The organism is Sphingomonas mesophila (genome assembly GCF_003499275.1).
Classification (GTDB): Bacteria; Pseudomonadota; Alphaproteobacteria; order Sphingomonadales; family Sphingomonadaceae; genus Sphingomicrobium; species Sphingomicrobium mesophilum.
On sequence record NZ_QWDF01000001.1, the window covers coordinates 1,660,038 to 1,684,079 of the forward strand.

21 protein-coding genes are annotated in these 24,042 nt (G+C 66.0%); 10 read left to right on the forward strand and 11 right to left on the reverse strand.

The window, feature by feature from the left end; all coding sequences use genetic code 11:
* The first annotated feature begins 120 nt into the window (after positions 1-120).
* The gene (locus D0Z60_RS08365) at positions 121-1,992 is read left to right on the forward strand and encodes an autotransporter domain-containing protein (protein WP_118857817.1); all 1,872 of its coding nucleotides are present in this window, start codon (positions 121-123) and stop codon (positions 1,990-1,992) included.
* 30 nt (positions 1,993-2,022) lie between these two features.
* On the opposite strand, the gene D0Z60_RS08370 is transcribed toward D0Z60_RS08365, so the two are convergent.
* The 7 genes from D0Z60_RS08370 to D0Z60_RS08400 form a co-directional block, all read right to left on the reverse strand.
* Complete coding sequence (locus tag D0Z60_RS08370) at positions 2,023-3,615, reverse strand: amidohydrolase family protein (protein WP_118857818.1); 1,593 nt, start codon at positions 3,613-3,615, stop codon at positions 2,023-2,025.
* A gap of 3 nt (positions 3,616-3,618) precedes the next feature.
* Positions 3,619-5,139 (reverse strand): S10 family peptidase, encoded by a 1,521-nt coding sequence (locus tag D0Z60_RS08375; protein WP_205421047.1) that lies wholly within the window; start codon positions 5,137-5,139, stop codon positions 3,619-3,621.
* 73 nt (positions 5,140-5,212) lie between these two features.
* Positions 5,213-5,563 (reverse strand): hypothetical protein, encoded by a 351-nt coding sequence (locus tag D0Z60_RS08380; protein WP_162888154.1) that lies wholly within the window; start codon positions 5,561-5,563, stop codon positions 5,213-5,215.
* Positions 5,564-5,583: 20 nt separating this feature from the next.
* Positions 5,584-6,873, reverse strand: a complete 1,290-nt coding sequence (locus D0Z60_RS08385; RefSeq protein WP_118857820.1) for a L,D-transpeptidase family protein — start codon at positions 6,871-6,873, stop codon at positions 5,584-5,586.
* Between the two features lie 88 nt (positions 6,874-6,961).
* Entirely contained in the window at positions 6,962-9,160 is a 2,199-nt protein-coding gene (uvrB, locus tag D0Z60_RS08390; RefSeq protein ID WP_118857821.1) for an excinuclease ABC subunit UvrB, read from the reverse strand.
* A 63-nt stretch (positions 9,161-9,223) separates the two neighbouring features.
* Positions 9,224-11,689, reverse strand: a complete 2,466-nt coding sequence (locus D0Z60_RS08395; RefSeq protein ID WP_162888155.1) for a TonB-dependent receptor — start codon at positions 11,687-11,689, stop codon at positions 9,224-9,226.
* Positions 11,690-11,778: 89 nt separating this feature from the next.
* Positions 11,779-13,386, reverse strand: coding sequence for a tetratricopeptide repeat-containing sulfotransferase family protein (locus D0Z60_RS08400; RefSeq protein ID WP_118857822.1), 1,608 nt, complete (start codon positions 13,384-13,386; stop codon positions 11,779-11,781).
* A 145-nt stretch (positions 13,387-13,531) separates the two neighbouring features.
* Between D0Z60_RS08400 and D0Z60_RS08405 the strand changes: the two genes are divergently transcribed.
* Both D0Z60_RS08405 and D0Z60_RS08410 read left to right on the forward strand, forming a co-directional pair.
* Positions 13,532-14,107 carry a DUF3617 domain-containing protein gene (locus tag D0Z60_RS08405; RefSeq protein WP_118857823.1) on the forward strand — a complete coding sequence of 192 codons (576 nt, stop codon included), beginning with the start codon at positions 13,532-13,534 and terminating at the stop codon, positions 14,105-14,107.
* Positions 14,104-14,577, forward strand: coding sequence for a DUF3617 domain-containing protein (locus D0Z60_RS08410; protein ID WP_162888156.1), 474 nt, complete (start codon positions 14,104-14,106; stop codon positions 14,575-14,577). The genes D0Z60_RS08405 and D0Z60_RS08410 overlap by 4 nt, the downstream gene beginning before the upstream one ends.
* A 48-nt stretch (positions 14,578-14,625) precedes the next feature.
* Here the strand turns inward: D0Z60_RS08410 and D0Z60_RS08415 are convergent, their stop codons facing one another.
* The 4 genes from D0Z60_RS08415 to D0Z60_RS08430 all read right to left on the reverse strand — a co-directional run bounded on the left by D0Z60_RS08415 (position 14,626) and on the right by D0Z60_RS08430 (position 18,251).
* Positions 14,626-15,135 carry an SgcJ/EcaC family oxidoreductase gene (locus D0Z60_RS08415; RefSeq protein WP_205421048.1) on the reverse strand — a complete coding sequence of 170 codons (510 nt, stop codon included), beginning with the start codon at positions 15,133-15,135 and terminating at the stop codon, positions 14,626-14,628.
* 29 nt (positions 15,136-15,164) lie between these two features.
* Positions 15,165-16,211: a TerC family protein gene (locus tag D0Z60_RS08420; RefSeq protein ID WP_118857825.1), complete on the reverse strand. Its 1,047-nt coding sequence runs from the start codon at positions 16,209-16,211 to the stop codon at positions 15,165-15,167.
* Between the two features lie 70 nt (positions 16,212-16,281).
* On the reverse strand, positions 16,282-16,458 hold the full coding sequence (locus D0Z60_RS08425) for a DUF465 domain-containing protein (protein WP_162888157.1): 177 nt from the start codon (positions 16,456-16,458) through the stop codon (positions 16,282-16,284).
* Between the two features lie 206 nt (positions 16,459-16,664).
* Positions 16,665-18,251, reverse strand: coding sequence for a serine hydrolase (locus tag D0Z60_RS08430; RefSeq protein ID WP_162888158.1), 1,587 nt, complete (start codon positions 18,249-18,251; stop codon positions 16,665-16,667).
* Positions 18,252-18,640: 389 nt separating this feature from the next.
* Here D0Z60_RS08430 and D0Z60_RS08435 point away from each other — a divergent pair, with 389 nt between their 5' ends.
* The 7 genes from D0Z60_RS08435 (at position 18,641) to D0Z60_RS08465 (ending at position 23,999) form a co-directional block, all read left to right on the forward strand.
* Entirely contained in the window at positions 18,641-20,515 is a 1,875-nt protein-coding gene (locus D0Z60_RS08435) for a ribonucleoside-diphosphate reductase subunit alpha (protein ID WP_118857828.1), read from the forward strand.
* A gap of 11 nt (positions 20,516-20,526) precedes the next feature.
* The gene (locus D0Z60_RS08440; RefSeq protein ID WP_118858512.1) at positions 20,527-20,931 is read left to right on the forward strand and encodes an SPFH domain-containing protein; all 405 of its coding nucleotides are present in this window, start codon (positions 20,527-20,529) and stop codon (positions 20,929-20,931) included.
* Entirely contained in the window at positions 20,928-21,137 is a 210-nt protein-coding gene (locus D0Z60_RS08445; RefSeq protein WP_118857829.1) for a hypothetical protein, read from the forward strand. The genes D0Z60_RS08440 and D0Z60_RS08445 overlap by 4 nt, the downstream gene beginning before the upstream one ends.
* Positions 21,138-21,249: 112 nt before the next feature.
* Entirely contained in the window at positions 21,250-21,606 is a 357-nt protein-coding gene (locus D0Z60_RS08450; RefSeq protein WP_118857830.1) for a hypothetical protein, read from the forward strand.
* Positions 21,603-21,959: a hypothetical protein gene (locus D0Z60_RS08455; RefSeq protein WP_118857831.1), complete on the forward strand. Its 357-nt coding sequence runs from the start codon at positions 21,603-21,605 to the stop codon at positions 21,957-21,959. Before D0Z60_RS08450 ends, D0Z60_RS08455 begins: the two co-directional genes overlap by 4 nt.
* A 3-nt stretch (positions 21,960-21,962) precedes the next feature.
* Entirely contained in the window at positions 21,963-23,027 is a 1,065-nt protein-coding gene (locus D0Z60_RS08460; protein WP_118857832.1) for a ribonucleotide-diphosphate reductase subunit beta, read from the forward strand.
* A gap of 246 nt (positions 23,028-23,273) precedes the next feature.
* Complete coding sequence (locus D0Z60_RS08465) at positions 23,274-23,999, forward strand: DUF4145 domain-containing protein (RefSeq protein WP_118857833.1); 726 nt, start codon at positions 23,274-23,276, stop codon at positions 23,997-23,999.
* The last annotated feature ends 43 nt before the right edge of the window (positions 24,000-24,042 follow it).

The following is a 24,042-nucleotide window of genomic DNA, read 5'->3' on the forward strand; positions in this document are numbered from 1 at the left end:
CGTCCGCAGAAATTCCATCGACTGTTGCGATTCGGCACTTGCGACGGCCGCTGCCGCTCGGCACTGTCGCCTCAGTGTAACGCGGGCGCGGGGCGCGCTCGTTCGGGAGGGGAATTCATCATGGCCATTCGCAACCGTCTCGCGCTGGCGCTCGCCGCCACCGCGCTCACCGCCGTCGCCGCTCCGGCCTCGGCCCAGCAGATCGATCGCATCGTCGCGTTCGGCGACAGCTATGCCGACACCGGCAACGCCATCAACACGCTGCTCGCCAACCCGCTCACCCCGGCGCCGCTCAAGGCCCAGCTCCAGGCGGCCTATCCGACCGGCCGCTTCTCGGGCGGCACCAACTACATCGACACCTTGTCCGAGTTGCTCAACGCGCCGGTCGTCAATTTCGCGGTGGGCGGGGCGACCACCGGCACCGCCAACAACGGCTTTCCCGGCACCGGCCTGCCGGGCTTTACCCAGGAAGTCGGCATCTTCCTGTCCAATTCGACGCCGGCCGGCACCTTCTTCCCGGTCGCCAACGGCTTCCAGGAAGGCGACCTGCTGGCGCTGTCGATCGGCGGCAACGACGCCCGCGCCTATCTGACCGCCAACCCCGCCGCGACCACTGCGCAGGCCGCCGCGGCAGCCACTGCTTCGGTCGCCAACGCGACGAACAACCTCAATGCGCTGGTCGATGCCGGGGCGCCGACCATTAGCTTCCTCGCGCTCGACGCTTCGGGCGCGCCCGACCTCGTCGGCAACGCGACCGGTCAGGCGATCACCCAGGCCTTCTCGAACAGCTTCAACACCGGCTTCCAGTCGACCCTCGCCGGCTATGCCGCCGACGGCGTGATCGTCCATTACCTCGACGGCGCGACTCTGCTCGGCAACGTCCTGGCCGATCCGGCCGCTTACGGCATCACCAACATCTATTGTCCGCCGCTCGCGCCCGCGACCCCGCAGTGCATCATCAACTCGGCCGGCTATCTGTTCTACGGCGACGGGGTCCATCTGACCTCGAGCGGCTTCGCGATCCTCGCCAAATATGTCGCCGCGCAGCTCGCCGCGCCGCGCACCTTGCAGGGCGCAAGCGACCTCGGCATGGACGTCGCCCACCAGTTCGGCCGGGCGCTGACCGCGCGCATGGACCTTGGCGCCCCACGCGACGGCGACCTGCCCGAGGGCCTCAAGTTCCTGATCGCCGGCGACAGCTTCTCGCGCAGTGTCAACGAAAGCGCCGGCAACTCGCCGTTCGACGTCAATTCGATCGGGCTCAGCCTCGGCGCCGAATATGGCTTCGGCAGCGGCGTGGTCGGCGCGATGGTCAACTTCAGCAAGCCTGAGCTCGAGTTCGGCGGCGGCGTGTCGGACGTCGACGCGCGCAGCACGCAGGTCGGCGCGTACGCCGGCATCGGCATCGCCGGCGGCTTCGTGCAGGGCTATGTCGGCGCCGGCTGGGACGATTACGACATCAGCCGCGCCGGCGTCGTCGAGGACATGGAGGCCGACACCGACGGCGATCATTTCCTCGCCGGGGCCAAGGCCGGCTATCTGATGCCGATCGGCCCGTTCCGCATCGGTCCGGTCGCAGCGCTCGACTATGCCAAGGTCAATGTCGAGGGCTATACCGAGGACGGCGATCCGGCGCTGACGCTCAACGTGTCCGACGCCGATTTCTCCTCGCTGCGCGGAAGCATCGGCATCGAAGGCCGCAGCGACTTCTCCGGCGACGGCGTCCAGTTCCGGCCCTACGGCTCGCTGATGCTCGAGAAGGAGCTAGGCGACGGCGACCGCTCGATCAGCTTCGCGCAAACCACCGCGCCGGGCATCGTCAACACCTTCAACTTCGACCCGGTGTCGAAGAAGGCGTTCCTGCGCGCGGCCAGCGGCCTCAACGCGCAGATCTTCGACAACGTGCTGCTCAGCGCCGCCATCTCGCGGACGATGGGCAAGAAGCAGGGCAACGAGACCTCGGGCCACCTCGGCGTCAAGATCGGCTTCTGACCTCCGATTGAAGATCAGGGCGCCGCGCGGTTAGTTCGCCGGCGCCCTTTTCTTGTCCGCGACCATCGCCGCGACGTCGGCCAGCAGGGCGCGGGCGTCGTACACGATGCCGTCCTTGATGGTGTAGCGCACCCCGCCGACCCGCTCGACCTTGCCGTCCTTGCCGAGCCGCTCGAAGCCGGTGCCGTAGAGCGTCTTGAAATTGTGCAGCGGATTTTCCGGCGCGATCACCAAATCCGCGAGCATCCCCGCGCGGACCGCTCCGAACGGCGCGGTAACGCCCTTGGGGCGGTAGATCTCGTCGGCGCCGTGGCTGGTCGCGGCGCGGATCACTTCGAGCGGCGTGAAGCCGGCCTCCTGCAGCAGCTCCATCTCGGCGATGTAGGGGAAGCCCCAGCTCTGGTAGATGTAGCCGGGGTCCGACCCCAGGGTGACCCGCCCGCCGAGGTTCTTGTAGTCGTTCATCAGCCGCATGTACGGCCCGTAGAATCTGCGCCACGCCACTTCCTTGGCGGTGGTCCAGTCGTACCAATAGCTGCCGTGATTGACCCGGCTCGGCTGGAAGAAGTCCATCAGGCTCGGCAGCGTGTACTTTTCGTGCCAGTCGGCATTGCGCGCGCGCATCACGTCGCGCGAGGCCGAGTAGATGTTGAGCGTCGGGTTGAACACCACGCCGCGCGCCAGCTGCTCCTCGAGATAGGCGCGCCACTCCGGCCCGCCCGGCTCGACAATCTGGTCTGCCAGCAGCGCCACGCCGTAGAAGCGGTCCTGCTCGTCGAGCATATTATAGTCCGCCGGGTAGCGCGGCAGGCTGCTGTCCTTGAGCAGGCTCTCGAAGTGACCGTAGAAGTGGGTGATCGAGCCGAGCCCAAGCTGCCCGGCAGTGCGCGCGTTGACCTCCGCCACCCCGCCCTGGCCGAGGTGGGCGACGGTGCCGAGGCCGAGCTTGCGCGCCTCGTCGAGCGCCGCCGCGGTGACAGGTCTGGTCTCGCTGTTGAACAGCTTGACCCCGTCATAGCCGGCCTTTTTGGCCCAGCGCACCCAGGCACGTGCCCGCTCCGGCGAATCGACCGCGCCGCCGCTCCACACGTCGCCAAGCACGGCATAAGCGAACAGCCGCGGCGCGACGATCGTGTTCGCCGCGCTGCGCCGCTTGTCGTCGAGCGAGGCATTGTCGGGACCCCAGTAGAGCGACACCCCGCGCACGGTCGTCACCCCGTGCGCCAGCCACAATTTGTAGCCGTAGCTCGGGTTGGGCGCTTTCGCCGGGTCGCCATTATGGCCGTGCGTGTCGACGAAGCCGGGCATGACGTACATGCCGGTAGCATCGATCTCCCGAACCGCGTCGCGCGGCGGCCGCGACGGCTCGAGCGGCAGGCCGGGCGTTCCGGCGCCGGTGATCGATGCGATGCGGTTGCCCTCGATGACGATGTCGACCGGCCCGCGCGGCGGCGCTCCGGTGCCGTCGATCAGGATCGCGCCGCGGATGACGAGCTTTGAGTAAGGTCCGTCGCCCTCGCCTGCCCTTCGGTCCGGCACGCGCTCCATCGTCGGTTCGGGCGCCTGGGCAGCAAGCGGCGCGGCGGTCGCCAGAAGCGCGGCGCCGGCGAGCGCGCGACGCATGGCTCAGCGCGCCCGGATGAAGGCGCGGACGTCGGCGCTCAGCTTCCCCCGGTCCTGATCGCGAACGTACATCATGTGGCCGCTGTCGTAGTAGGTGTAGGTGATGCGGTCCTGCGGGATGCCGGTGCGGGTCAGCGCATATTCGGCGGCGAAGAACGGCGTCGCGAAGTCGTAATAGCCTTGGGTGACGAGGATTTTCAGCCCGCTGTTCTCGCGCAGCGCCTGGCCGAGATAGGGCGTGACGTTGAGATAGGCATTGTCGTCACGCCCGCCGATGCGCCAGTCCCACTCGCCGAGGATCCGCCCGATCGACTGATATTCGCGGTCGGTCTTGAACCCCAGCGGCCCGCGCGACCAGGCGTTGACCGCGGCGGTATAGCCGGCGTCGATCCCGTAAAAGCTGGGATCGTTGTCGACATTCTCCCCGGCATTGTCGAAGTCCTTGCCGGTGTAGCGCCCGTCGAGCCGCCCGACGGTAAGACCGCGGTCGCGCAGCAACTGCTTGTAGAAGCGCGCCGCCGTCACGCGTAGGTCGGCGCTCTCCAGATAGGCTTCGCTGAGCCCGGTGAAGCGGGCGAGCTGGCGGCGGATCACGGCGCGCTCCTCGGCGCTCGCCTTCTGCCCCTTGAGCAGGAAGGCGGCGTACGGCCCGATCGCCCACGCCCGCGCTTCGTCGGCGAAGGCGGCAACCGACGGCGCGCTGGCCTTGCCGTGGTAGAGCGCGGTCACCGCCATCGACGGCAGGGTGGTGATGTAGGTGAGCTCGTTACCGGGCGTGTCGGCGCCCGCGGCAAAATCGAGGATTGTGGAGATGAGGATGATGCCGTTCAGCGCGACGTCGTTGAAGGTGACGTTCATCAACTGGTTGGCGACCGCCGCGCTGCGCGTCGTGCCATAGCTTTCGCCGCCAAGATATTTGGGGCTGTTCCAGCGGCCGTTGTCGCCGATCCAGCGGCGGATCACCTCGGCGATCAGCTTGGCGTCCTGGGTGATGCCATAATATTCCTTGGGGTCGGCCTTGCCGAGCAGTCGCGAGAAGCCGGTCCCGGGCGGATCGATGAACACCAGGTCGCTGACGTCGAGCAGCGCGTCGGGATTGTCGACGATCGGATAGGGCGGCGCGCCGTCGTCGCGCGCGTCGGACGGGATGGCGACGCGCTTGGGTCCGAACGCCCCCATCTGCAGCCACACCGAGCCCGAGCCGGGGCCGCCGTTGAACAGGAAGGTGATCGGCCGGCTGGGGTCGCGCGGCTCCTTGACGTAGGCGGTGGTTACCACCGCCACCTCGGCGACCCCGTCCTTGTTCTTGACGATGGTCTCGCCGATCGTCGCCGAATAGCGCATGCGCTGTCCGCCGAACGTGCCCGAATGGAGCGTACGCACGACCTGCGGCACGACCTCTTCAGGTTTCTCGGGCTTGGGCTTTTCGGCGGCTGCCAGAGCGGGCTTGGGGGCCTGGGCGAGCGCACTCGCGGGAAACACCAGCGCGGCCGCGCCGATCATATATGCCGTCACCGATTTCATGTGCCGCCCCTTTGCCTCTGCGGGGCGGACGCTAAGGGCCACCGGGCGGCGCGGCAAGCGCCGCCGGTCGAAGCTACCAGCGCTTGGTCGGGACGTTCTTGCCCCACGCCGTCTGGTCGCGCTGGCGCTTCCAGTCCTTGACCATGCAGCCGGTCCAGCCGCCCGGCCCGACCGCACTGCACGAGCCGATCCCGCTATCGCCCTCTTCGGCCCACGACTGGCGCTCGCGCATCACGCTCATCGTCGTGCCCGACGGGTCGAACTGCTTGCGCTCGGGCAGGCGATAGGGCGAGCGGCGGCGGTCGGCGCACACCAGCACCTCATCGGGATCCTCTGACCGGCACGCCTGGCGGTCGAGCTCCTTGTGCAGCGCCGCCGCAACGTCGGGCGTCGCCTGGACCAGCATCACCAGCGCTACAATCATTTCCGCCCCCCGGCTCGAGATCAGCTCGCCGAAGCGACCCTCGCGGTCGGCCCGAACATCTGCGGCATCGCCAGCGCGTCATAACCGTAGGGATCGGGGCGGAACATCACCCCGCCCTCGGCCGACGGAGCGACCGTCAAATAGGTCATGAACACCGGCACCGGGCGCGGGAGGTCGATGCGCTGCTCGGGCTCCGGGCTCACATAGGGCATGCGTCCGAACACCCAGCCGGCGAAGCGGCGGTAATCTTCGAGCCGGACGCAGCCGTTGCTGATCCAGCGGTCGTCCTTGGCGAACAATTCCTTCACCGGCGTGTCGTGCAGATAGATGCCATAGTCGTTGGGCATTTCGAACTTCATCTCGCCCATCGAATTCCACGGACCCGGCTTTTGGCGAACAAGGACCGTCGGCGTCTTCCTGCCCGACGCGATCGCCCGCCAGTCGATCGACTTGGGGTCGACCGGGCGGCCGGCGCCGGTCCAGTCGGACAGCACCTCGTAGTGGAAGTCCTGGAAGTAGCGGATGCCCTGTTCCTTGACCTTCTTCGCGGTGAGGCTGCGCACCAGCTCGGGCGGGACGTGCCAATAGGGATTGGCCTTGGCGTTCTCCATCAGCACCGCCATCATCGGCGTGCGGGTCTCGTTCGAGCCGACGATGACCCGCATCTTGTCGGCCATCCGGTCGCGGTCGAACAGATAGGTCTCGGCGGCGCCGGAATCGACCACCACGTAGCGATCGAACTGGCGCGTCTGCGGCAGGCGGTAGGCGCGCTCCATGTTGATCGCGATGCGCCGCGCATAATGCACTGCCCCGCGGTTGAGCGAGGCGATCGTCGCGCGGCCGGCGATGCCGTCGGCCTTGCCCAGCCCGTGGACGCGCTGGTAGGCGGCGACGCGCTGGAACAGCATGTCGTCATAGCCGCCCTGCGGGCTCAGCCCGAGCCGCGTGCGCAGCGCTGCGACGCGTTTCCCGGTCGAGCCCTTCTTGAGCGCCGCTCCGCCCGGCACCTGCGTCTGCGGCAGCCGGCCCCAGCTCATCTGGTAGCTCTGTAGCCCCTCGTTGAGCGCCAGGAACATCGGGTTCGGCTGGGCCCGCCGTTCGCCGGGACGGAAGATCCGCCCAAGCCAGTTCTGCGGCCGCTGGTAGCGCCGGGCGACGTTCGACAGATCCGGGTCGACGTAGACGAAGTCGATCCCCTGGCGGACCGTGCGCGGGACCGCGATCGGCTCGTCGCCGCGATATTGCGGCACCGCCGGGGCGGCGGTCGCCAGGGCCGCGAAGGCCAGCACAAGCTTCAACGAATGACGCATGAATCTCCGCGCCGCAGCGGGCGCTCTCCCGGGTGGTGTGGTTCGTCAACGCCCTGCCAAGGGAGGGGTTGCGTCAGCCTGAACGGCGCTACCTGCGCCCGCCCATCTTCTTGTAGCGGGTCTTGCCGAAGCGGTCACGCCGAGTGCCGGGGCGCCCCTGCGTCGCGTTGCCCAGCGGCCGGGGTGCTGCCCGCTCGCCGTGGGGGATGCCGAGGTCGTCCTCCTCGAGCCGGCGAATCTCGTCGCGGATTCGCGCAGCATCCTCGAATTCGAGGTCGGCGGCCGCCTTGCGCATGCGTTCCTCGAGCTCGGCGATGTAGGCCTTGAGGTTGTGCCCGACGAGGTGCGGCCGCTCCTCGTCGCCGGTCTCGACCACCACTCCGTCGCGGGTCGAGACGTGGGCGATGATATCGTGGATGTTGCGCTTGATGCTCTCGGGCGTGATGCCGTGCTCGGCGTTGTAGGCGAGCTGCTTCTCGCGCCTCCGGCTGGTCTCGTTGAGTGCGCGCTCCATGCTTCCGGTGATGCTGTCGGCATAGAGGATGACCCGCCCGTCGACGTTGCGCGCGGCGCGGCCAATGGTCTGGATCAGCGACGTCTCCGAGCGCAGGAAGCCCTCCTTGTCGGCATCGAGGATCGCGACCAGCCCGCATTCCGGGATGTCGAGCCCCTCGCGCAGCAAATTGATCCCGACCAGCACGTCATAGACGCCGAGCCTCAGGTCTCGGATCAGCTCGATCCGCTCCAGCGTCTCGACGTCCGAGTGCATGTAGCGAACGCGCAAGCCCGCCTCGTGGAGATATTCGGTCAAATCCTCGGCCATGCGCTTGGTCAGCGTCGTGACCAAAGTGCGATAGCCCTTGGCCGCGGTCTGCTTGGCCTCGTGCACCAGATCGTCGACCTGGTCCTCGACCGGCTTGATCTCGACCGGCGGGTCGATGAGGCCGGTCGGGCGGATCACCTGTTCGGAGAACACGCCGCCAGTTTCGTTCATCTCCCACGATCCAGGGGTGGCGGAGACGAACACCGATTGCGGGCGCATCGCGTCCCATTCGTTGAACCGGAGCGGCCGGTTGTCGATGCAGCTCGGCAGGCGGAAGCCGAACTCGGCCAGGGTGATCTTGCGCCGGTGGTCGCCGCGCGCCATCGCGCCGATCTGCGGCACCGTCTGGTGGCTCTCGTCGACGAACAGCAATGCGTTGTCCGGCAAATATTCGAACAAGGTCGGCGGCGGCTCGCCGGGCAGTCGGCCGGTGAGGAAGCGCGAGTAATTCTCGATCCCCGCGCAGCTGCCGATCGCCGCGATCATCTCGAGGTCGAAATTGGTCCGTTGCTCGAGCCTCTGCGCCTCCAGCAGGCGCCCTTCCGCGACCAGCTCCTTCAATCGCTCGGCAAGCTCGTGGCGGATCGCCTCGGTCGCCTGCTTGAGCGTCGGTCCGGGCGTCACATAGTGCGAATTGGCGTAAACCCTGATGTCGTTGAGGTTGGCGCTCTTCTTGCCGGTCAAGGGATCGAACTCGGTGATCTCCTCGATCTCGTCGCCGAAGAACGAGATGCGCCACGCGCTGTCCTCATAGTGCGACGGGAAGATCTCGAGATTGTCGCCGCGCACCCGGAAATTGCCGCGCGCGAAGGCGGCGTCGTTGCGCTTGTACTGCAACGCGACGAGCTTGCGGATGATTTCCGACTGGTCGACGCTCTGGCCCTTTTTCAAGTCGAAGATCATCGCGCTGTAGGTCTCGACCGAGCCGATGCCGTAGAGGCACGACACCGAGGCGACGATAATCACGTCGTCGCGCTCGAGCAGCGATCGCGTCGCCGAGTGACGCATGCGGTCGATCGCCTCGTTCACCGAGCTTTCCTTCTCGATGTAGGTGTCGGTGCGCGGGACGTAGGCCTCGGGCTGGTAATAATCGTAATAGCTGACGAAATATTCGACCGCGTTCTCCGGGAAGAAGCTTTTGAACTCGCCGTACAGCTGCGCTGCCAGGATCTTGTTTGGCGCCAGCACCAGCGCCGGGCGCTGGGTTTCCTGGATGACCTGCGCCATGGTGTAGGTCTTGCCCGAGCCGGTCACCCCGAGCAGCACCTGGCTGACTTCGCCATTTTCCTTGATGCCCTCGACCAGCTCCCGGATCGCGGTCGGCTGGTCCCCCGCCGGCGAATAGTCGCTGACGAGCTTGAACCTTTTGCCGCCTTCGGCCTTGTCGGGCCGCGCCGGGCGATGCGGAACGAAATTCTCGCCGGTGTCGGGCTCGGCGAGCGAAGTGCGGATCTGGATGGCCATCACCCGCGCATATGGGACGTGCGCCAGCCGCCCGCAATCACCCCAAGTCGGGAGTCCGCCGACCTAGAACTTGCGGCCGATGCGCAGGCCGATGGTTCGCGGCCGGCTCACCACGGTATAGATTTTGCCGCCGATCGCGGTGTCCCCGAACGGATCGCCGCACACCGCCTCGTTGCACTGGATGCTCTTCGACAATTGTCCGCGCACGTCGAACAGATTGTTGACGAACAGGTCCGCATTCCACTGGTCGCGGACGATGCCGGCGGAGACGTCGACTTCGGCATAGGGTTTGAGGTTGCCGTAGATGTCGTTGACTCCCGGCCGAAGGTCGCGCTGGCGGCGGCCCTCGTAGGTCACGATGCCCTGGACGTTGGCATCGATCGCGGGGGTCAGCGCCCATTCGTAGCGGATTCGGCTGCTGCCTTTCCACCGCGCGGTGAGCGGCAGTCGGTCGCCCTCTTCGGCAAGCAGGTCGAGGTCGCTGTCGTCGCAGCCGACGTCCTCCTGGTCGAAGCAGAAATCCTCGCTCAGCGTGCCGTTGTTGTAGGCCACCCCCGTCGCCCAGGTGAGTCCGGGCGCCGGCCGAAGCAGCAGATCGGCTTCGACGCCCCAGATCCGGGCGCTGCCGACGTTGCGCACTACGGTCAGCCCGTTCTCGCCGAGCACCGACACCTGCATGTCGTCCCAGTCCTGAATGTAGGCGGCGACATTGAAATGCGCGCCGCGCGCAAAGCTGTATTTCGCGCCAACCTCATAATTGGTGAGGAAATCCGGCTTGTAGGGCGGGAACGTGCCGCGCCGGTTGATTCCGCCCGGCCGGAAGCCGCGCGACCAGGTGCCGTAGAGCAGCAGGTCGTCGTTCGGCTTATAGGTCAGGTTGAGCCGGTGGACGAAACCGCTGTCCTTGGTCCGCTTGTCGAGATTGGTGCAGGGCGAGCCATCGACCTTCGACGGGGCGAAGCACTGGTCAACCCCGGTGCTGCCATAGTCGGCGCTGAAGCCGAAGAAGCCGACCAGCGAATTGTCGAACTTGTACCAGCGGCCGCCGATCGTCCCGGTCAGCGTCGGGGTGAAGTCATAGCTCAATTCGCCGAACGCCGCATAGTCGCGGTCGACCCGGCGCTGCTTGGTCAGCCAGACGTTGGTATCGGTGCCCGGAACAACAAGGTTCGAAGCCAGCCCGGGAATCTCGTAATCCTGGCCGATGTTATGCTGCTGGCGCTGATAGAACAGCCCGGCGACGAGCCGCAGCCTCTTGTCGGACGGCGAGGTGAAGCGAAGTTCGTGCGATTGCTTGGCGTAGGTGTCGTCGCCGATCACCCGCTGGTTGGGCACGACCGCATTGCCGGCGTCGTCATACCAATAGGCGCCATAGCCCGACAGCTCGTTGTAGAAGAACGCATAGTCCGAATAGTCGAGCTCGCTCTCGACGTCGCGCTTCATGTAGGAACCGGCATAGGTCACGTCGAAATTGGCGATCTTGCCCTCGACGGTGAGCGCCGCCTGGAACCACTTGTCCTCGACCCGCTCCTTGTTGAACTGCATGGTCTCGAGCTTGCCCAGCCCGCGCTCCTCGGCGAAGGAGCCGTCCGCCTTCTGGACCTGGCCGACGATCTGCGGCGTCACCGTCCAATTGTCGTTGAGGTCGATCTTGAGCGCGGCGCGCGCGCCATAGGTCGTGACGTCGTTGTAATCGTCCTCGGCAAAGTCCTCGTTGTCGAGGATGAGCGTGTCGCCGGTCGGGTCGCCGAGCTGTTCGTATTCGGTCAGCTCGAGCTGGCCGCGAATATTGTCGATGTAGCCTGCGTCGCGCCGATACCAGCCGACCACGCGCGCCGCGACATTGGCCGAGACCGGCAGGTTGACGAACGCTTCGCCGGTGTAGCCCCAGCCGCCGTGCGCGACCTTGTTGAGCTCGACATTGGCGGCGCCATAGGTACGGCCCAATTCGGGCGGGTTGGTGATGATTCGCACCGTCCCGGCCTGGCTCGAGGCGCCGTAGAGCGTGCCCTGGGGACCGGCGAGCGCCTCGACCCGGGCAATGTCGAACACGTGGATGTCGAGCGCACCGCTGATCGTCGTGATCGGCTGCTCGTCGAGATAGGTGCCGACGCTCGGCAGGGAGGCCGAGTGATTGGCGTTCTCGCCGCTGGCGACTCCGCGGAAATAGACGTTGTTGGTGCCCGGTCCGTCGGCGCTGCCGCCGCCGCCGCCCGACTTGTACGACAGCGACGGGACCAGCCGCGCATAGTCGCGGAAATCGTCGACCTTGAGATCCTCGAGCGTTTTGGTCGTGATCGCGGTGATCGCGATCGGCACGTCCTGCAGATTTTCCGTCCGCCGGGTCGCGGTGATGACGATCTCCTCGTCATTCTCGGCCGGCGGAGTCGCCGCCGCGGGCGCCGGTTCGGCCGGAGCGGTCGTGCTGTCCTGCGCCAAGGCCATGCCCGGGAACGACAAGGCGGTCGATGCCAGCAGCAGCAGGCTCGCGCGATGCCCCCGCGCTTGTCGGCGATTTCGCTGCGTCATGGCGTCCCCCGTTTCATTTGCCCGATGGCAAACATGCCGGATTTGCGAGGAGCGTCAATTCACAATGGCGGCGTAACGAACTTTTCCGGTCAGTGTCGCCAATCGTGCAACACTTCGCCCAGCGCCGCCTCGAGCGGACCGAGCCACGGCGCGAACGCACGCCATTGGTCGAGCCCGGCACGGCTGATCGGCCGCCGCACCTGCTCCGCGCTGGGCGTGCGCACCGCCCTGCGGTTCTCGTGGAAGGTGAGGCAGCGCGCATCGAAAGGCAATCCGAGATAGTCGAGCATGGCGCGGATCTCGCGCTCGGGGTCGTCGACCAGCTCCTCGTGGATCACGCGATGGACGTGCCCCGGAATGACCGCGTCGAAATGCCGCATCAGGGTGACGTAATCACGATAATAGCGCCCCAGGTCGGCGAGGTCGTAGGTGAACCCCTGGCCGCGGGCGAAATGCTGCTTGAAGTTGGAAAAGCCGCACGCCAGCGGATGGCGCCGCGCATCGATGATCCGCGCGCTCGGCAGGATCAGCCGGATGAAGCCGACATGCGCCCAATTGTTCGGCAGCTTGTCGATGAACAGCGGCCGGTCGGTCGAGCGCTGGACCTGCGCGCGCTCGAGATATTCCTCGCCCAGTGCGCGAAGTTCGTCCGGGTCAAGCTCGGCGAGAATTTCCGGATACAGCGATCTCTCGGACGCGCGCTTGCGTCCCCCAAGCCGCCGCGCGAGCGTCGGGATGTCGGGCAGTTCGGTCGTCCCCTCCACCTCCGGATGGCTCGACAGGATTTGCTCGATCAGCGTCGATCCGGCCCGCGGCAGGCCAACAATGAAAATTGGGTCGCCCCGCGCGCAGCCGCCGCCGCGAGCGCTGAAGAAGTCGGGCGTGAACAGCGCGATCGACCGCTCGACATGGTCGCTGATCACGCCCGGATCATAGTCCATCTCGGCGCCGCGCAGCCGGTTGCCCTCGGCATAATGGCCGAAGGCGCCCGCCGCTTCCCCTGCGTCCTCGAGCGCCTTGCCGAGCGCGAAATGGAGGTGGAAACGATCCGCGCTCGTCAGCTCGGTGTCGTCCAGCGCGCGCTCCATCGCCGCGACATCCCCGGCACTGAATGCGACCGTCTTCAGATTGGCCAGGCTCCACCACACTTCGCCCAGCGTCGGTTGCACCTCGAGCGCCCGGCGGTAGGCGGCAATTCCGTCGTCGAGCCGCCCGACGGTCTTCAGGATGTGGCCGTAGCTCATCCACAATTTCGGCTGGTCCGGGAAGCGGCCGATCAGTTCCGAGTAGAGCTCGAGCGCCTCGTTATGGCCGCCGATCCGCCCGAGCGCCGCTGCCTTGAGGCTGCTGTGCGACGGATTGGCCGCACCCTCGGCCGCGATCCGGTCGAGTTCGGCGATCGCCTCGACCGGGCGATTGAGCTTGTAGAGCACGGTCGCCAGGTTGGCCCGCGCGGCGGAGAATGCCGGCGCCAGCTCGACCGCCCGGCGCAGCAAATTCTCGGCATCGCCTAGCCGCCCGATGCGCGCCGCAAGCTCGGCCATCATGCGGATCGCCGCAACATCGGTCGGGCGCTGTTTCAGCCGCGTGCGAAGCAGCGTCTCGGCAGTCGGCAGGTCGTTGTCGCGCAGCGCTCCGCCGGCCTGCAACAGCACGCGGTCGCGCTTCGCCGCGGCTATCTGCCGCTCGAAATTCATCGTCCCCGCATCTGCCGATCCCGCCGCCACGCCGCAAAGCTAGAGGCCGCGACACCGACCAGCAAGCCGCGGCCGCGCCGCTTTAGCGCGTTGCCATGACCCGGCGCTCGTCTATGCTCGCCGCCCACGTCATCGCGGAGACCTTATGCGTAGCCTTGCCTCACTTGCTTGCCTGCTGGCCCTCGCCGCCTGCGATTTCGGTCCCAAGGTGTCGGTCGAGAATGCGACTCCGGAGGAGGTCGCGGCCGAGATGAAGAAGAGCGGCCTCGCCGAGGAACTGCGCAAGCCGGGCCAGTGGCAGACCGTCATGTCGGTGGTCGATCTCAAGGCGCCCGGAATGCCGCCCGAGGCGCTCAACCAGATGAAGCAAATGATGGGCAGCGGCCAAACCACCGAGCGCTGCGTCACCGAGGCCGAGCTCAAGCAGGTCGAAAGCTTCATCGGCCAGAACAACGCCAATTGCCGCTTCGACCATTACCGTGTGTCCGGCGGCAAGATCGACGGCAAGGCCAAGTGCAGCCAGGGCGCGGTCAACCAGCTGATGACCATGAACGGTAATTTCACCGCCGACACGTCCGACATGACCATCCGCTCGGAGACCAGCGGCGGCCCGCCGGGCCAGAACATGACGGTTACGATGAACATCAAGTCCAAGCGCCTCGGCGAATGCAAGGCGGCGCCCGCCGCGCCCGGCTTCAACGCGACGGGGAACACGCAGTGAGCCGCGCGCTCATGATGGCGTTCGCCCCCGCGCTGCTTCTCGCGGCGTGCGGCGAGACCGAGCAGAAGCCCGCCGAGCCGGCCGTTCCGACCGCCTTCCCGACCGGGCAGTGGGAAGTCACCTCGACGGTCGAAAGCCTCGCCTCGACCGACAAGTCGACTCCGGCCGTGGCCGCCAAGGTGGGCGACACCGCGACCCGCAAGGCCTGCATCACCGACGCCAAGGATCTCGCGGCGCTGTTCACGTCGGCCGGCGCCAAGTGCACCACGATCAGCGACTATGCGCGCCAGGGCCGGGTCAATACCGCCTATCAATGCCCCGCCAAGGGCGGCTTCACCAGCCCGATGGCCAACGGCCGCTACACCGCCGACACGCTGGAAGTGCAGCTCGACACCTCGTCGCGCTTCAGCGGCGCCGGCGATTTCCAGATGCGCGAAAAGGCCACCGGCAAGCGGCTCGGCGACTGCTGATCGGCAAGGGTCGGCGGCGCGACATCGTCGCGCCGCCGCCACACCAGCTTACTTGCCCGCCGTCTCGGGCATCATCGAGCTGTGCAGATGCGCAATCTTCCACTCCTTGCCCTCGGGCACGTAGAGGAAGGTGTAGCGCGCCTTGACCGGGGTCTTTGCGCCGGTCTCCGGGTTGGTCAGCAGCACCGTCCACGTGCCCATCCGCGCAACGCTGTTGCAGCCGACCTTGACGGTCGAGCTGTCGACGGTTCCGACCGGCGAATTCTTGAGGAAGCCGACGAAATAGTCGCGGATCGCGGCGCGGGTCGTGCGCGGCGTATTGCTGACCGTCGCCAGCAGCACCGCGTCCTTGGCGAACAGGTCGGTTACCGTGTCCGGGTTCTTGGTCGCCCACGCGCTGTTGAAGCGCTCGAACAACGCGTCGGCGGCATTGGCTGGCACCGCCGCGCACTGCATCGCATGGGCCTTGCCCATGTCGTGCCCGGCATGGTGGCCGGCGTGGTGGCCCGAATGGCCGGCCTGCGCGGCGGCGGCGGCGAGAAGCAAGGACGTCAACATTCAATCACTCCTTTTTGCATGTGCGAGGTTCAAAGCTTGTTGTCGGCCAGATCGTCGAGCTGGGCCTTGGTCGCGGCGCGGTCCTCGGCCGGCCAGTCGGGCTCGGGCGCGCCGCGGGTCTTCCACAGCGAATAGCCGATGCCCGCCGCGATCAGCGCCGCGGTCACGCCCAAGCTCACCACCGGCGGGAATTTCTCCCCGCCCAGAACGAAGTCGGCGATGAAGATCTTGGCGCCGATGAAGATCAGCACCGCGGCCAGCGCATATTTCAGATAATGGAAGCGGTGGACCATCGCCGCCAGCGCGAAATAGAGCGCGCGCAGGCCGAGGATGGCCATGATGTTCGAGGTGTAGACGATGAACGTGTCGGTGGTGATGGCGAAGATCGCCGGCACGCTGTCGACCGCGAACACCAAATCGGCGAGGTTGATCACCACCAACGCCAGGAACAGCGGAGTCGCCGCGCGGACCATCCGCCCGGTCTTGTCGTCCGGCACCTTGACGAAGAACTTCTGCCCGTGGAGCTCCTTGGTCACCCGCATGTGGGTCGAGATGAACCGCACTACCGGGTTGGACGCGACGTCCATCGGCTTGTCGCCGGCGAAGAACATCTTCACCCCGGTCGCGATCAGGAACGCCGCGAAAATGTACAGCACCCAATAGGCTTCGGCGACCAGCGCCGCGCCGCCGGCGATCATCAGCCCGCGCAGCACGATCACCGCGATGATGCCCCACAGCAGTGCGCGATACTGGTATTTCGCCGGGATCGCGAAATAGCTGAAGATCAGGCTGATCACGAACACGTTGTCGATCGACAGCGCCTTTTCGATGAAGAAGCCGGTGTAATATTTCATGCCGAGATCGGCGCCTCGCTCGGCCCAGATCCACGCGCCGAAGGCCAGCGCCACGGCGATGTAGAAGGCGCTGAGCTTGAAGCTTTCGGCGATCCCCATCTCGCGGTCTTCCTTGTGCAGGAAGCCGAGGTCGAAGGCGGTCAGCAGCGCGACCAGTCCGAGAAAGGCGAGCCAGAACCAGGCCGGCGTGCCGAGCCAGTCGGCGCTTAGAAATTCGAACATCTGAAAATTACCCCCAAATTGGGTCGGGCGCGCGGGCCGGCAGCGATCGGCCGGCCCGGCGCCCGCCCGGTCAGCCGGCCCGGCTCGGCTTGAGCACCAGCCGGTGGATGACGTCCTTGATCTTGAGCTTGAGCTTCTTGAGCCGCATCAGCTTGAACATGTCCGGCGCGCGCCGGCGCTGCTCGCGGCGGATCAGCTCGTCCACCCGCTGGTGCCTCAACATCATCCCGAACAATCGGCGTGACATCATCGTCTCCTCTTCAAAAGCAGTGGCTTTCGATCGGAGGTTAGGTGTTTTTGGGGTTTGCGACCGCCCCGAACGCACCGGAAAATCCTCCGATGCGGTCCGACATCACACGCCATCGCCATTGAGGCTTCGGCGCGCCAGAGGGGCCCGGTCCGCCCCGTCTAAATGCGACAAAAGCGATCCGGTTTCAACCCGCGGCCAAAGACCTAGCGGATTTTGCGGAAAATCAGCTCGCGCACACGCGCCACGCCGATCGTCAACGCGGTGACCCGGCCCGACGAATCGCGCTTGAAGCGGACGATCGTCGACTCGTTCTCGAACGTGTCGGCATAGGTCGGCGCGAGCACCGCCACGACCTGCGGCCGGCCGTCGAGCTGGAGCCGCAAGCCCGCCCGGTCGGGGCTCACGATATAGGTCGCGTCCGCCTCTGCGCTGGTGAAGCGGCCCGTATAGGCTGCTAGTTGCGCCAGGCTTGGCGCGACCTGCGCGACCCGGCGATGGTCGACCGACTGGCCCTGGGCGTCGCGCAGGCGGATGCGATGCGGCGCGAGCTCCAGCACCTCGCCGCCGGCGGTCCGGTAGCGATCGGGGCCGATCTGGGTCAGCGCGCCCACGGCGGCGATTCGGGGCTGCCCCTCCTCGGCGCTCATGCGTAGCGTCCGGCCGGTCCGGCTGCTGGCGAACAGGCCTGCGGCAACCCTCGTCGCGGCCGGCGGATAGGGAGCGGCTTCGGAAACGGCGGGCAGGAACAGGTCGGCCATCTGCTTGGCCAGCCGCGTCGAATTGGCATCGGCGCGGTTGCACAGCAGCGCGACCGATAGCCGTTGGTCCGGAAACCGCCCGAGCCAGGCGCGATAGCCGCCGGTCGCGCCGCTATGGTTGATCACCGGGACACCGCCATGGCGCTCGGCGACCAGCCCGCGCGCATAGGTGATGGTGGTCCCGTCGAAGAGCACCGAGCGCTGCTCGAGAAGCTCGGCAACGCGCTTGCCCAAACGCCTTTGCGACAGCGCCGCGTTCCACCGCAGCAGGTCGCCGACCGTCGTCAGCAGCCCGCCATTGCCGTAGGCGTCCTCGAACGGCATGTCTTCGATGAAGCGCGGCCCGTCCTTCGCATAGGCTGTCGCGCGGCCGGGAACGACTCGGCGATATTCGTCGCGCCAGCTGGTGCTGGTCATTCCGAGCGGAACGAACAGTCGTTCGCGCGTGAAGTCGGCCAGGCTGCGGCCGCTCACCCGCCGGACGATCTCGGTCAGCAACGTGTAGCCGCTGTTGCTATAGCTATATTCGGCACCGGGCGCGTGGTTGAGCGCCCGCTGCCGAAGGACGATCGCCAGCGCGTCGGCGTGGGTATTGGCGCGCGCCCCACGCGGCCAACCCGCGATCTCTGCGACCATGCCCCAGTCGCGCAGTCCGCTGCTGTGGTTGAGCAACTGGTCGATGGTGATCGTGGCGCCATAATCGCGCAACTCGGGCACGTGGCGGCGCACGTCGTCGCCGAGCGCCAGCTTGCCGTCCTCGACCAGCAGCAATATGGCGGCGGCGGTGAATTGCTTGGCGATCGAGCCGGCCTCGAGAATGCTGGCGGTGGTCAGCGGCACCTTATGCTCCAGCTCGGCCATCCCGTAGGCCTGCTCGACGATCGTCCGTCCGTCCTTCGCCACGCCGGCCACGCAGCCCGGCTCGCCCGGCTGGACCGTCTCGGCAAAGATCCGATCGACACTCTGAACGGGGTCGGGAGCGGCCGATTGCGCCGCCAGCGACAGCGCGGCGGCAAGTAGGATCGAAGGCATCGGGCGGCTCCTTTCGCCACTCCTCGCACGGCGTCCCCCGCCCGTCCATCCAGGCGACCGACCGCTGGTGCTCCGCAGGCGTTGCGATTGCGCCACAATCGCCGCGGAGCGCGTGAATATTGCGACGGGCGCCATTTTCCCGCTTGCGTTCAATTCCGGTTATGACACTATATGTGGCGTTTCGACGGGGGTTGCGCTCAATCTATTGTGGTTGGGGCTGAAGATGCCTATCTTCGGCAGGTGATTCTGCGTGCCCTGTGGATATCGGGGACACGGGCCAGAAAGACCCCTCGGCGAAGCGAAAATGGGCTAGGGTCGCGACCCTGGCGGCGAGTCGAACGTTTAGCGAACATGCGGCCCGATGGACCGCGCATCAGATGGGGTAGAACATGGACTTTTCGACCGGCACCGACGTCTCCACCGCCGATGTGGCGAACGCCGATTCGAAGCGCACCAGCAAGACCATCGACGCGCGCGCGTTCGACATCGTCACCGATGTCAGCCGCGATTCGCTGCTGACCGAATTCGGCAAGGACACGCTCAAGGATCGCTATCTGCTGCCCGGCGAGAACTATCAGGATCTGTTCGCCCGCGTCGCCTCGGCCTATGCCGACAATGCCGACCACGCCCAGCGCATCTACGACTATATCTCGAAGCTGTGGTTCATGCCGGCCACCCCGGTCCTGTCGAACGGCGGCACCGGCCGCGGACTGCCGATCTCCTGCTATCTGAACAGCGTCGACGACAGCCTCGAGGGCATCGTCGGGACGTGGAACGAGAATGTCTGGCTCGCCTCCAAGGGCGGCGGCATCGGCACCTATTGGGGCAGCGTGCGCGGCATCGGCGAGCCGGTCGGCCTCAACGGCAAGACCAGCGGAATCATCCCGTTTGTGCGAGTCATGGACAGCCTTACCCTCGCCATCTCACAGGGCTCGCTGCGGCGCGGCTCGGCCGCCTGCTATCTCGACGTCTCGCACCCCGAGATCGAGGAGTTCCTCGAAATCCGCAAACCGTCGGGCGACTTCAACCGCAAGGCCCTCAACCTCCACCACGGCGTGCTGATCACCGACGAGTTCATGGAAGCGGTGCGCGACGGCAGCGACTTCATCCTGCGCTCGCCCAAGGACGGGTCCGAGCGCGGCAGCGTCAACGCCCGCGCCTTGTTCCAGAAGCTGGTCGAGACCCGCCTCGCCACCGGCGAGCCGTACATCGTCTTCTCCGACACCGTGAACCGCAACATGCCCAAGCATCACCGCGACCTGGGCCTCAAGGTCTCGACCTCCAACCTCTGCTCGGAAATCACGCTTCCGACCGGCAAGGACCATCTCGGCGCCGAGCGCACCGCGGTGTGCTGCCTGTCGTCGCTCAACCTCGAGACGTGGGACGAGTGGAACGGCGACAAGATGTTCATCGAGGACGTCATGCGCTTCCTCGACAACGTCCTGTCCGACTACATCGCCCGCGCCCCCGACGAGATGGCGCGCGCCAAGTACAGCGCCGAGCGCGAGCGCAGCGTCGGCCTCGGCGTGATGGGCTTCCACTCCTTCCTCCAGGCGCGCGGACTGCCGTTCGAGGGCGCCATGGCCAAGTCGTGGAACATGAAGATCTTCAAGCACATCCGCGCCCAGGTCGACGAGGCGTCGATGATGCTGGCGCAGGAGCGCGGGCCGTGCCCCGACGCCGCCGACATGGGCGTGATGGAGCGCTTCTCGTGCAAGATGGCGATCGCTCCGACCGCCTCGATCTCGATCATCGCCGGCGGCACCTCGGCCTGCATCGAGCCGATCCCCGCCAACATCTATACCCACAAGACGCTGTCGGGCTCGTTTTCGATCAAGAACCCCTATCTCGAGAAACTGCTGACCGAGAAATCGAAGAACAGCGACGCGGTGTGGAATTCGATTCTCGAGCAGGGCGGCAGCGTCGCCCATCTCGACTTCCTCACGCCCGAGGAGAAGGATTGCTTCAAGACCAGCTTCGAGATCGACCAGCGCTGGCTGCTCGAGCTCGCCGGCGACCGCACGCCCTACATCGACCAGGCCACCTCGCTGAACCTGTTCATCCCTGCCGACGTCGACAAGTGGGACCTCTTGATGCTCCACTTCCGCGCCTGGGAGCTCGGCATCAAGTCGCTCTATTATTTGCGCTCCAAGAGCGTCCAGCGCGCCGGGTTCGCCGGCGGGGTCGAAGCCGACAACACCAGCGAGCCCGCGGTCTACGAGCTTCCCACCACCGACTATGACGAGTGCCTCGCATGTCAGTGACCGGCTCGAGCATGAACAACCCGAGCGCCGGCTGCCTGCTGGCCGGGCTCGCCGCGACGCTCGTGATCATCGCGCTCGTCCTGTTCGGCTATCCGCAGTGGCGGGTCTATTCGCAGCGCCTGTCGGGCGAGGCGGCGCTGGCCGAAGCGCAATCCTCGCGCCAGGTCGCGATCCTCGAGGCGCGCGCCAAGAAGGAGAGCGCGATCGCGCTGGCCGACGCCGAGGTGATCCGCGCGCGCGGCGCCGCCCAGGCCAACCAGATCCTGCAGAACAGCCTTGGCGGCCCCGAAGGCTATTTGCGCTACCTCCAGATCCAGGCGCTCCAGGAGACCAAGGCGACGCTCGTCTACGTCCCCACCGAGGCCGGCCTGCCGGTCACCGAAGCCGGCCGCCTCGAGAGCGCCCCGGCGCAATGACCACCACCCAGATTCTCGAGCTCGCCGCCGCCGCCCTGATCATCGGCGCCGGCATCTTCCTGATGCGCCGCCGCGCCGCCGACGGATCGCGCCGCGGCAGCCAGGGCGGCGTGATCCTGTTGCTGATTGGCGCGTTGGTCGCGGTTCACGGTCTCGGGCTGCTCGACTATCGCCCGAGCCCGGCCGAGCTGGAGATGCGCCAATGATCAAGCTCATTCTCATCGTCGCCGTCGTCGCGGTCATCGCCGCTTTGCTGCTCGCCCGCCGCGGCCCGCGCATCACCCACATCGAACACCGCCGCGACGACGAGGACGAGCGGTGATCCTCCGTCTTCGCCCCACTCCGCGCCGCTGGCTGCGCAATCACGCTGGCGAGGTCATCATCGCTGTCCTGGCGCTCATGTTCCTAGCCGTCGGCGGTCCGCTGGCGCTCGGCGCGGCGGCGGCAACGGTCGTCGTCCTCAGCTTCCTCGGAGCCATATTCTTCGCGCTGGTCCAGAATTGGCAGCGCAGCGGCGATCGCTACAAGGCGCGCCTTCGAGCCGCCCGCGAAGGCGTGCCCGAGCCCGCCTTTCCGCCGCTCCAGCCGTTCGCCCACCGGGTGCGCAAGCTGTTCGTCCGTGGCCTCCGCGAACTGCCGCTCTACGTAAACCCGTTCTCGGTCGTCGCGCGATGAGCTACCGCCAGCACAGCTTCGATCCCGGCGCCTACGACCAGCCCGGACCGGTGCTGCGCCCCTACAATTGGGTGCAGTGGAGCGGAATCGCGCTGATGGCGGTCGGCGCCGCGATCATCCTCGTCGAATGGGCCGGCAAGCTCGGCTGGCTGCCGCGCTGGGTCGAGGATACCGGCTTCGCGCCGATCTCGCTGATACTGATCGGCTCGGTGCTGGTCAGCTCGCGCCGCGCCCCCGGGACGCCGATCACCGACGAGCAGCGCGCGAAGAATCGCCGCACCCTCGTCATCACCGCCCTCGTCTGCGCCGCCGTCCTCGGCGCCGCCACCGTCATCGAATTCCAAGGAGCCTAAACCATGCCCCTTCTCCAGGCCCGCAAGCAGTACAAGCCGTTCGAATATCCCTGGGCGTTTAAATATTGGAAGCGCCAGCAGCAGATCCACTGGATGCCCGAGGAGGTGCCGCTGGGCGAGGACTGCCGCGACTGGGCGCAGAAGCTGACCGAGCACGAGCGCAATTTGCTCACCCAGATCTTCCGCTTCTTCACCCAGGCCGACGTCGAGGTGCAGGATTGCTATCACGACAAATACGGCCGCGTGTTCAAGCCGACCGAGGTCAAGATGATGCTCACCGCTTTCTCCAATATGGAGACGGTGCACATCGCCGCCTACAGCCATCTGCTCGACACCATCGGCATGAACGAGAGCGAGTACAGCGCCTTCCTCCAGTACAAGGAGATGAAGGACAAGCACGACTATCTGCAGCAGTTCGGGGTCGATACCGACGAGGACATCGCCAAGACGCTCGCCATGTTCGGCGGCTTCACCGAGGGCCTGCAATTGTTCGCCAGCTTCGCCATGCTGATGAACTTCCCGCGCTTCAACAAGATGAAGGGCATGGGCCAGATCGTCAGCTGGTCGGTGCGCGACGAGAGCCTTCACTGCGAGGGCATCATCCGCCTCTTCCACGCCTTCGTGAAGGAGCGCGACTGCCTGACGCGCAGCGTCAAGGACGAGATCATCGACGCCTGCCAGAAGACCGTCCGGCTCGAGGACGCGTTCATCGACCTCGCGTTCGAGATGGGCCCGGTCGAGGGCATGACCCCCAAGGCGATCAAGAAGTACATCCGCTACATCGCCGACTGGCGCCTCGGCCAATTGGGCTTCGCGCCGATCTACATGATCGACGAACACCCCCTCCCCTGGCTCGCCCCGCTGCTCAACGGAGTCGAGCACGCCAACTTCTTCGAAACGCGGGCGACCGAATATTCCAAGGCCGCGACGCGCGGAAACTGGAACGAAGTGTGGGACAATTTCGACCGGAGGCAGAAGGCCAAGGGCGCGGCCAACGACCCGACCGACGAGCAAGAGACGGCCGGCGAGGTGGATATGTTCGGGAACCAGGGAGTCGCCGCCGAGTGAAACATCGGTGTCATTCTTGTGCGGGCGAAGCGGGCTTCAAGGCTCCGGCGGTGCGTCAGCACCGCTGGAATGCCCGCGTAGGGGTGGCGGCCGAGTGAAACTTAGGCGTCAATCCCGGGGCGTAGCAGGCCTGAAGGCTCCATTGGGCTTAGCTCAATGGAATGCCTGCGTAGCGGGAGCGACTTTGAAGGCTCCGGGAGCGCGTGGCGTTGCTGGAATGTCGGCGGAGGGGGCGGCGGAGTAGTCATGGCGTTCAATTGGGTCTGTCCATATTGTAATCACGCACAGACGGTTGTCAGCGAGCGCACTTCGCGAACGACCGGACCTGTCGGTGTCCAAGATGTCGCTGAAGGTAGTTTAGTGCTCCAACGGCGATCTATCGGCTGCGCCAATCCGGACTGTCATCGTCTGACGCTGGAAGTGATCATCGGCCAAGATGCCGGGGGAGAAAATTGGCGTTTGAAACCCAACACCGAGATTTTTCGCCAAACACTGTTGCCCCGAGGGACAGCAAAGCCTCAGCCCGATTATATCCCAGCGCCTCTGGTGGAGGATTACACCGAAGCTTGTCTTATCTCCGATTTGAGTCCGAAAGCCTCAGCCACACTGGCTAGACGCTGCCTCCAAGGAATGATCAGAAACTTCTGCAATATCCAGAAGCCTCGGCTCATCGACGAAATCACGGAGCTGCGCGTCCAAGTCGAGTCTGGTGTTGCTGACAGATCGATTTCACCCGAGTCCGTGGAGGCAATCGACAATGTCAGGAGCATCGGAAACATCGGTGCCCACATGGAAAAGGATATCAACACGATTGTCCCAGTTGATGCGGATGAGGCGGTGCTTCTGATTGGCCTCATCGAGTTGCTGTTTGCCGAATGGTACGGGGCACGCCACGCGAGAAAAGTTAGACTTGAGAAGATCGCATTATTGAAGTTTCAGAAAGACGCTTTGAAGGCTCAGCAGGCCACCTGATAATACGCTTTTAGCGATCGGTTTCTTAGTATAAAGATCTTGT